We start from the raw sequence: 8,157 nt of genomic DNA, 5'->3' as shown, positions 1-8,157 counted from the left end.
GCGGCCGATCAAATCCGGTGCTGCTGCGGTTTTGTCCGGCCTGGTCAGCGAATGCCGCCGGCGCCGGGTGGTCCCGGCGATGCCGCGTTCGCGCATGACCCGTTCGACTTTCTTGTGGTTGACCGCGTCGCCGCGCCGCCGCAGTTCCGCGGTGACGCGCGGGCTGCCGTAAGCGCCCTGGTGGGCGGCGTGGATCCCGGCGATCTCCCCGGCCAGCCGGTCCTCGGCCGCGGCCCGCTGTTGCCGGACCGGGGCGGCGGCGAGCCATTCGTAGAACCCGGGACGGCGGACCCCGAGGACTCGGCACAGCCGGGCGACACCGAAAGTGTCGCGGTGGGCGGAGATGAACCGGTAGCTGCGGGTCAACGATCCATCTCCTGCGCGAAATAGGCGGCCGCTTTGCGCAGGATCTCCTTTTCTTTCTCCAGCTCCGCGACCCGCTTGCGCAACGCGCGCAGCTCCCGCTCGGCCGTCTCGCCGCCCGTTTCGGCGACTTGATCGGCGCGGTCGGCGGCACGCACCCACGTCCGCAAGGTCTCGTGATTCACCCCCAGCTCACGAGCCACCTGCGCCAACGGACGAGACGACGACCGCACCAACGCGACCGCATCCCGCCGGAACTCTTCCGGATACTTCGACGAACCAGACACAACAACATCCTTCCCCAAGCCGAAGCCAAGGATCAGGGTGTCCGGCCCGCCGGGGGAACCTCACACAATGAACCTTCGGGGTGCCCCACGCAACCAACGGGCGCAATGTCGCCGCCAGGCGACGAGCCAACCTCACAACCACCCCCGATCATCAGCAACCCGAACCGCCCCCATCCGATTCCGAGCCCCGGTCTTAGCAATAGCCCCCGACAAATAATTCCGCACAGTCCCCTCAGACAAATACAAACTCCCCGCAATCTCCGCCACCGACCCCCCACCCCGAGCCGCAATCAACACATCCCTCTCCCGAGCAGTCAACGGCGATTCCCCAGCAGCCAATGTCGCCACCGCCAACGCCGGATCCACCACCCGCTCCCCCAGCATCACCCGCCGAATCGCATCCCCCAACGCCTCCGCCGGCGCGTCCTTAACCACAAACCCCACCGCCCCAGCCTCCATAGCCCGCCGCAAATACCCAGCCCGCCCGAACGTCGTCAACACCACCACCCGGCACCCAGGCACCTGCTCCGCCAAAACAGCGGCCGCGGCCAACCCGTCCAACCCGGGCATCTCGATATCCAGCAACGCGACATCCGGGGAACACTCCAGCGCGGCCCCCACCACCTCGTCCCCCCGCCCCACCTGAGCGACCACCTCAAAGTCGTCCTCAAGATCGAGCAGGGTCCCCAATGCCTGCCGCACCAGCACCTGATCGTCCGCGAGCAACAACCGAATAGTCACGCTTCCCCCACCGTCACCCGCAACCGCCACCCCCGAGGCCGCACCGCCCCCGCCTCCATCCGCCCGCCCGCGGCGACCACCCGATCCCGCAACCCGGACAGTCCATTTCCAGGATCCGCCACAGAACCAACACCGTCGTCCCGAATCTCCACGGCGTCCCCCGAAACGATCACCGCACAACTAGCGGCCCGAGAATGCCGGACCACATTGGTCAGCCCCTCCCGAACCACCCAGCCGAACAATTCCTGATGCGGCCCGTCCACCGCGGTAGGAAAATCCGCGCTGATCCCCGCCGCCCGCAACAATTCCCGCCCCCGCGCGAGCTCGCCCGCAAGCGTCACGTCCCGATACCCGGAAACAGCCGCCCGAACATCCGCGAGCGCCTGCCGGGACAACTGCTCGACCTCGCCGATCTCCTCGACGGCCCGCTCATCCCCCTTGGCCGCAAGCCGCCGGGCAAGATTGCTCTTCACCGTGATCGCGGTAAGCGAATGCCCAAGCAGGTCATGCAAATCCCGCGAAATCCGGGACCGCTCCGCGTCCGCAGCCAACCGCTCCACCTCAGCCCTGGCCTGCACCAACGCCCGATTCGCCCGCAACGCCTCCGCGAACGCGACCACCACCAACACGGTGAACACCAACGCCGCCGCCTGCGCCCACCCCGGATCGGTGCGCCACACCGCCCACGGCACCACCACAGTCGCCGCGGCGGCGACCGGCACGATGACCATGCCCCAACGCGGCAACCGCGGAACGGCCAGCGACACCACCACGGCAAGCAGGTAAAACGCATTGGCGCGACCGACCGGCAGCACGGTGCCGAACAGCACCGTCAACGCCCCGGTCAGAATCCAGAAAGCCCGGCTCCGGAACCCGTAGGCAGCGACGGCCGCCCCGATGTAGCAGGCACAGAACACCAGCAGAAGCACGACCGCCACCGGCTGGTCCGCGGTCTGGGCGAGAACGATCAGCGGGTAGACCAGGAGGCCGGCGTCCAGCACAAGCCGGCGCCAGCCCAGTACCCAGCGTTGCGCGTCGGAATCGGGGCCGCGGTCCACGTCCGGCACGCTACTCGGAGAACAGCGAGCGCACGGGCCGTCCGTTGACCAGGACGACCACCCCCAGCAGAAGCAGCCCGCAAACGCCCTGCTCAAGCCGGACCCACAGCGGCAGGAAACCCGGGATCGACACGATGACGACGATCGCGGCCGTCATCACCGCCGAAACGATCCGGAGTCGCAACAACCCTCGTTTCGACCCACGGGCCGCACTTCTTGCGAACAGGAACGTGAGCAGCGCGCTGGCGGCGACGATCGTGGCGCGGACCCAGACGACGTCGGTGACCATCGCCGGATTGTCGCGGAGGAGGACGATCGCGCCGAGGGTGAGCACGCTCAGCGCCAGGTAGGCCCCGGTGAGGACGCGGACCGCCCGGATGCGAGGTTGTTCGGAAACCGTTGCGGGACGGGAGTTCATGACTGTCCTTTCCGGACCCTTGATCGGCCCGGTGGATCCGGAACCGCTTGCCCGTCCCATGGTGGGCGGACGGGCAAGCGGGCCGTAGTGTCACCGCGCATCGGTGCGCGATGACATTTGTCAGAACCCGGTCATCCGCGACGTCAGCGGGCGGCGTTGAGCTTCGGCCCGATCGCCGCGCCGGCGACCACGAGCAGCCCGCCGACGACCAGCAGATAGGCGCCGAGGCCGATCAGCGACAGGTCCTCGTAGAACATCGCGATGATGCCCGCGATGTGGAAAAGCAGCAGGACAGTGGCCCGGCCCGCGAAGACGGTGCGGTACCACCAGAAGCTCGCCGGAGTCAGCTCGCGGCGGCGGATCCCGCTCAGCCAGTAGGCGGACTTCTTGGTGCGCAGCGCGCCGAGCACCCACGGGAGGGTGGCGCCGAGCGTCCCGGCGATCAGGATGAAGGCGAGGAACCGCACGTACATCGAGGCGAAACTGTCCGAGCCGGACGGCATCTTGGTGAAGGCGTCGATGAAGCTGACCGAGGCGGATTGGGCGCCGTTGGTGAAGGTGACCCAGGGGACGAAGAGCGCGACGATCTCGAGAATGCCGCCGAGGGCAACCGGAATGGCGCCGAGACCGGGGCTGGTGAGCGGCTGGCCTTGAGCCGGGTAGCCCTGGCCCGGCTGAGGCGCGGCGTAACCGGCGCCCGGCTGCTGGGGCTGCGCGGGAAAGCCGGGCTGTTGTGCTGGATAACCCTGGCCCGGGTACGCGGCTTGGCCCGGGTAGGGCTGGCCGGGTTGCGGCTGGGGCTGCGCGGCTTGCGGCTGACCGGGCTGCGGGTGTCCTGGCTGGGACAACGCGGGTTGCGGCTGGCTCGGCTGCGGCTGGCCCGGCTGCGGCTGGCCCGGCTGGGGCTGTCCGGGTTGCGGCTGGCCCGGGAACTGGCCTTGGCCCGGCTGCCCGCCCTGCCCTGGGTAGGAGCCCGGTGCGGGCTGCCCCGGGTACTGCCCGGCCTGCCCCGGGTACGCGCCCGGCGCGGACTGGCCCGGATACTGCTGCACCGGCTGCCCGAACTGCGGAGACTGCCCAGGCTGCTGCGGATAGCCGGGCTGCCCCGGCTGAGCGCCGGGCTGCTGCGGGTAACCGGCGCCCGGCGGAGGCGCCTGCCATCCCGGCGGGACCGCGCCCGGCTCCTGCGGCGTGCCTGGCTGATCCTGTGGACCCCCTGAGGTACTCATGGCCGCCGATGGTAACTGCCGCACCGACGCGATGAACGGTGAAAGCCCGGCTCAGCCATGACGAGTCCGCACAACGGGACCGGGCGACACCCCAAACACCGCACGACGAGGCCGCTGACCAGCTCTGATCAACAAGATCCCGGCCAAGGGAACCACGCTGTCGGACCGCTGAGTTCGCCGACAATTCAGTTCCACCGGAGCCGTGCTGTAGGCCCGGTTCGGTGGGCGCGATCGAGCCGGACCGAGTCCACCGCCGCACCCACGCGAATCACACCCGCACCTTGCCGGCCCGCGCCGCGCCCCTACCCGCGCGGCGCGGACCAGCCGCACTCCCCCAACCTCATCGAGCAGCGCGCAGGATCAGCTCCGCCACCACGTCCGGCTGCGAAACCAGCACCGCGTGCGAAGCGTCGGTCACCTCGACCACCTCCGCTTCCGCTCGTTCCGCCATGAAACGCTGCGCCGCGGGCGGGATGTTCTTGTCCGCGGTCGGGATCAGGCTGTACACCGGCAAGCCCTTCCACGCCGGAGCGGGCGACGCCTCGTCCAGGGCCGCCGCGGCGATCGGGCGTTGGCCCGCTGCCATCAGGCTGGCCTGCGCGGCGGGAACGTCGGCGGCGAACTGCTGGTGGAACAGGTCCTGCCGGACGTAAAGATCGACGCCCTCGGGCAGGGTGACCTGCTCCAACGTCTCCCCCAGCGTCCCGCCGGGGAACTTCCCGGCCAGTTCGCCCGCGCTTTCGCCCTCGTCCGGGACGAAGCCGGCGATGTAGACCAGCGCCCGCACGCCGGGGTGGCCCACTGCGGCGGCCGAGATCACCGAGCCGCCGTAGGAATGGCCGACCAGGACGATCGGGCCTTCGACGCTGTCCAGCAAAGACCGGACGTAGGCGGCGTCCTCAGCGACTCCGCGCAGCGGGTTCGCCGCCGCGATCACCCGGTGCCCGGCTGCTTGGAGACGCTCGATCTCCCCGTTCCAGCTGGACGAATCCGCGAACGCGCCGTGCACCAGAACGACAGTGGCAGTCATGGGGTCCTCCTCAGAGAAAGTTCCGAACGAGGACAACAGTACAACTTAGTTGTGCACAATCAAGTTGCACTCAATGAGATCTGGGTCACGGCTCGCGGTAGGCCCGCGGCGGGGCGCCGAGCAGGCGGCTGAACATCGTCGTGAACGCGGCCGGGCTTTCGTAGCCGAGGATGACCGCGACGTCCGCCACCGGAAGGTCCGCGGCCAGCAGCGGGAGCGCGTGCAGCACGCAGGCCCGCTCCCGCCAGCGGGCGAAGCTCAGGCCCGTTTCGGCGCGGAACAGCCGATGCAGCGTCCGTTCGCTGACGTGCAGCTCGGCCGCCCAGCGCGACGGCGGATCGTGCACACCGGGAGCGTCCGAAAAGGACTGACACAGCGCGCGCAAGCCTTCGTGCCGCGGCCACGGGAGTTCAAGCGGCAACGGAACGCAGCGGGAGATTTCGTGCAGCAGAAGGGAAATCAGCGCGGCATCGCGGCCGCGGCGAGGGTATTCCGGGACGACGTCGACCGCTTCCCGGAGCAATTCGCGCAGCAGGGGCGAGACGTCGACGGTCTGGCAGCGGCGCGGGAACCACGGCACGGCGGACGGTTCCAGATAGAGACTGCGCGTGGTCACGTTCATCATCACGACGCTGTGGTCGGTCTCCGGCGGGATCAGCACCGCGCGCCGGGTCGGGACGGTCCACGTTCCGTCGGCCGTTCCGACGCGCATGGAACCGGTCGCGCCGTAGAGGAACTGCGCGCGGCGGTGGCGGTGCGGCGGCAGGAAGTGGTCCGGCGGGTAGTCCGTGCTGATCGCGAGCACGGCCCGGGGCAGGGCGTCGACCTCGGACAACGGAACGTTGCGCATATCTCGAGGATAGGTGTCCGAAACTCGAAAGAACCTGGCGAATCTTCGGATGCGCGCCGCACCCCGCACGACCTACCTTGAAGCCAGTGTTGACCTCGATCCTGATTCTTCTGCTCTTCGGCTGCCTCAGCGGCGTGACGACTGTGTTGTTCGGCTTCGGCGGCGGATTCGTCACCGTGCCGGTGGTCGCGGCGGTCACGAGCCGCGGCGACGCGATGCACGTCGCCGTCGCCACGTCCACGGCGGTGATGGTCGTGAACGCGATCAGCGCGACCGTCGTGCAAGCCCGGGCCGGACGTCTCCGGCGCGACTACCTCTGGCCGCTCGCCGCGTTCGTCGCGATCGGCGCCGTGGCGGGTTCGGTGGCCGCTACCTATGCCGGGGACGGGCTGTTGCGCATCCTGTTCGTCGTCTACCTGGCAGTGACCATTGTGGACAGCCTGGCGCGCGGCGGATTCCTTAAGCCGCAGGGGGAACCGAAGCCGTTGAGCACGTTCACGACTACCGCGGGCGGGGTCGGGATCGGCGCGGTGGCGAGCTTCCTCGGGGTGGGCGGCAGCGTCATGACAGTGCCGTTGTTGCGCCGCAAGGGGCTTCCGATGGCTGACGCGGCCGCGATGGCGAACCCGCTCAGCGTGCCCGTCGCGGTGGTCGCGACCGCGGTTTACGCGACGGCGGGAGGTGGACCGTCGGGGTACCTCGACCCGATCGCCGGCGCGACGCTGCTGGCCGGTTCACTGCCGACGATCGCGCTCGTCCGGCGGGTCGCCGACCGGTTGCCGGACAAGGTGCACGCCGTCGCGTACGTGGCGCTGCTGGCGGCGGCGCTGATCGCCGTGGCGGTCAGCTGATCACCGACCGCACGGTTTCCTCGTCGCGGGCCACCACCGTGGTGCCGTCGTCGGCGGTGATGATCGGACGCTGGATCAGCTCCGGATGCTCGGCGAGCGCGGCGATCCACCGTGGACGGTCTTCCGGCGTCCGGGTCCAGGATTTCAGCCCGAGTTCACCGGCGATTTTCTCGCCGGTGCGGGTGATGTGCCACGGATCGAGGCCGAGCCGGTCGAGCACCGCGACGAGTTCCGCCTCAGTCGGCGGCTCCTCCAGATAGCGGCGCACGGTGTACTCCGCGCCGGCCTCGTCGAGCAGCGACACCGCCGAGCGGCACTTGGAACACCGCGGGTTCACCCAGATCTCCACCCGCGCAGTCTACCCGCGCCATATCGGGAGGAGTCCTTGCCGGACAAGAGCCTTCGGTGCGTCCTGCATCACCTGCCCGGACCGGGTGGAACGGGCGTACCGTTCGTACATGACCCTGCCGCTGACCACCGACCGTCTCGTGATCCGGGACTGGACGGCTGACGACGCCGAAGCCGCGTTTCAGATCTACGGCTCTTCCGATGTGACGCACTGGCTGACACCCGCCATGGACCGGGTCGGCGACGCCGCCGCGATGCGGTCGGTGTTGCAGGCTTGGCAGGAGGCGCAGCCCAATTTGATTCCGCCTCGGGGGCGGTGGGCGGTGGAGTTGCGCTCCGACGGGCGGGTTGTCGGCGGAGTGGGGATTCGGCTGCTGCCTCCTTATCGGGAGGATTTGGAGCTGAGCTGGCAGTTGCGGCCTGAGGAGTGGGGGCACGGGTACGCGACCGAGGCCGCGCGGGCGTTGGTGGAGTGGGCGTTCCGGCAGGACGGGACGGATGAGTTGTTCGCGGTGGCGCGGCCTAGTAATTCCCGGGCTATTGCTACGGCGGAGCGGATTGGGATGCAGTGGGTTGGGGAGACTACTAAGTATTACGACTTGAGGTTGCAGGTTTATCGGGTTCGGCGGGGGGACGTTGTTTGAGTCTCCCCTCGGGGGCGGCGGCTCGTCGCCTGGCGGCGACATTGCGCCCGTTGGTTGCGTGGGGCACCCCGAAGCTTGATTGTGATGACGGTCTGAGGGTGGTTGTCAAGGCTGGAAAGATGCCTTGACAACCGCCCTCAGACCGCATTTTGGCTTCGTATCGGGGTGCGGGGGTGGGGTGGGTGCCTCGATCGTTGAGTGCACCGGCTGCGGTTTCGTGGGTGGTGAGCGAGCGGGTCGTGAGGGGAACCCTCAGGGAATCAGAGTCCCTCTGGGGTCCCCTCACGGACTTCGCCGTCCCTGAAGTCCGTGAAGGGCTCCTTGAGGGAATTCGATTC

General features: G+C 68.9%; 11 protein-coding genes. 2 read left to right on the top strand and 9 right to left on the bottom strand.

Translation table 11 applies throughout. The features are described 5' to 3' along the window. From ABD156_RS09405 to ABD156_RS09370, 8 genes are all read right to left on the bottom strand, one after another. Positions 1-366: IS3 family transposase (locus ABD156_RS09405; protein WP_344269246.1), on the bottom strand; the 366-nt coding region annotated here is incomplete at its 3' end. Beyond that, complete coding sequence (locus ABD156_RS09400; protein ID WP_344269243.1) at positions 363-650, bottom strand: transposase; 288 nt, start codon at positions 648-650, stop codon at positions 363-365. The genes ABD156_RS09400 and ABD156_RS09405, both read right to left, overlap by 4 nt. A 132-nt stretch (positions 651-782) precedes the next feature. Continuing rightward, positions 783-1,391 carry a response regulator transcription factor gene (locus ABD156_RS09395; protein ID WP_344269240.1) on the bottom strand — a complete coding sequence of 203 codons (609 nt, stop codon included), beginning with the start codon at positions 1,389-1,391 and terminating at the stop codon, positions 783-785. Beyond that, positions 1,388-2,449: a sensor histidine kinase gene (locus ABD156_RS09390; protein ID WP_344269237.1), complete on the bottom strand. Its 1,062-nt coding sequence runs from the start codon at positions 2,447-2,449 to the stop codon at positions 1,388-1,390. The genes ABD156_RS09395 and ABD156_RS09390 overlap by 4 nt, the downstream gene beginning before the upstream one ends. Positions 2,450-2,459: 10 nt before the next feature. Next, positions 2,460-2,867: a hypothetical protein gene (locus ABD156_RS09385; protein WP_344269234.1), complete on the bottom strand. Its 408-nt coding sequence runs from the start codon at positions 2,865-2,867 to the stop codon at positions 2,460-2,462. Positions 2,868-3,010: 143 nt separating this feature from the next. Continuing rightward, positions 3,011-4,096 (bottom strand): hypothetical protein, encoded by a 1,086-nt coding sequence (locus ABD156_RS09380; RefSeq protein WP_344269232.1) that lies wholly within the window; start codon positions 4,094-4,096, stop codon positions 3,011-3,013. Between the two features lie 340 nt (positions 4,097-4,436). Then, on the bottom strand, positions 4,437-5,126 hold the full coding sequence (locus tag ABD156_RS09375) for an alpha/beta fold hydrolase (RefSeq protein ID WP_344269229.1): 690 nt from the start codon (positions 5,124-5,126) through the stop codon (positions 4,437-4,439). Between the two features lie 85 nt (positions 5,127-5,211). After that, positions 5,212-5,976, bottom strand: a complete 765-nt coding sequence (locus ABD156_RS09370; protein WP_344269226.1) for an AraC family transcriptional regulator — start codon at positions 5,974-5,976, stop codon at positions 5,212-5,214. 86 nt (positions 5,977-6,062) lie between these two features. Between ABD156_RS09370 and ABD156_RS09365 the strand changes: the two genes are divergently transcribed. Next, positions 6,063-6,827 (top strand): sulfite exporter TauE/SafE family protein, encoded by a 765-nt coding sequence (locus ABD156_RS09365; RefSeq protein WP_344269223.1) that lies wholly within the window; start codon positions 6,063-6,065, stop codon positions 6,825-6,827. Here the strand turns inward: ABD156_RS09365 and ABD156_RS09360 are convergent. Continuing rightward, positions 6,820-7,176, bottom strand: a complete 357-nt coding sequence (locus ABD156_RS09360) for an ArsC/Spx/MgsR family protein (RefSeq protein ID WP_344269220.1) — start codon at positions 7,174-7,176, stop codon at positions 6,820-6,822. The two genes, ABD156_RS09365 and ABD156_RS09360, sit on opposite strands and share 8 nt — an antisense overlap. A gap of 109 nt (positions 7,177-7,285) precedes the next feature. Here ABD156_RS09360 and ABD156_RS09355 point away from each other — a divergent pair, with 109 nt between their 5' ends. Further along, a complete protein-coding gene (locus ABD156_RS09355; protein ID WP_344269216.1) occupies positions 7,286-7,819 on the top strand; it encodes a GNAT family N-acetyltransferase in 534 nt (177 codons plus the stop codon). The last annotated feature ends 338 nt before the right edge of the window (positions 7,820-8,157 follow it).

The sequence above is a fragment of the Amycolatopsis albidoflavus genome (genome assembly GCF_039525725.1).
GTDB classification, from domain to species: Bacteria; Actinomycetota; Actinomycetes; order Mycobacteriales; family Pseudonocardiaceae; genus Amycolatopsis; species Amycolatopsis albidoflava.
This window is presented reverse-complemented; position numbering and strand designations above follow the sequence as displayed.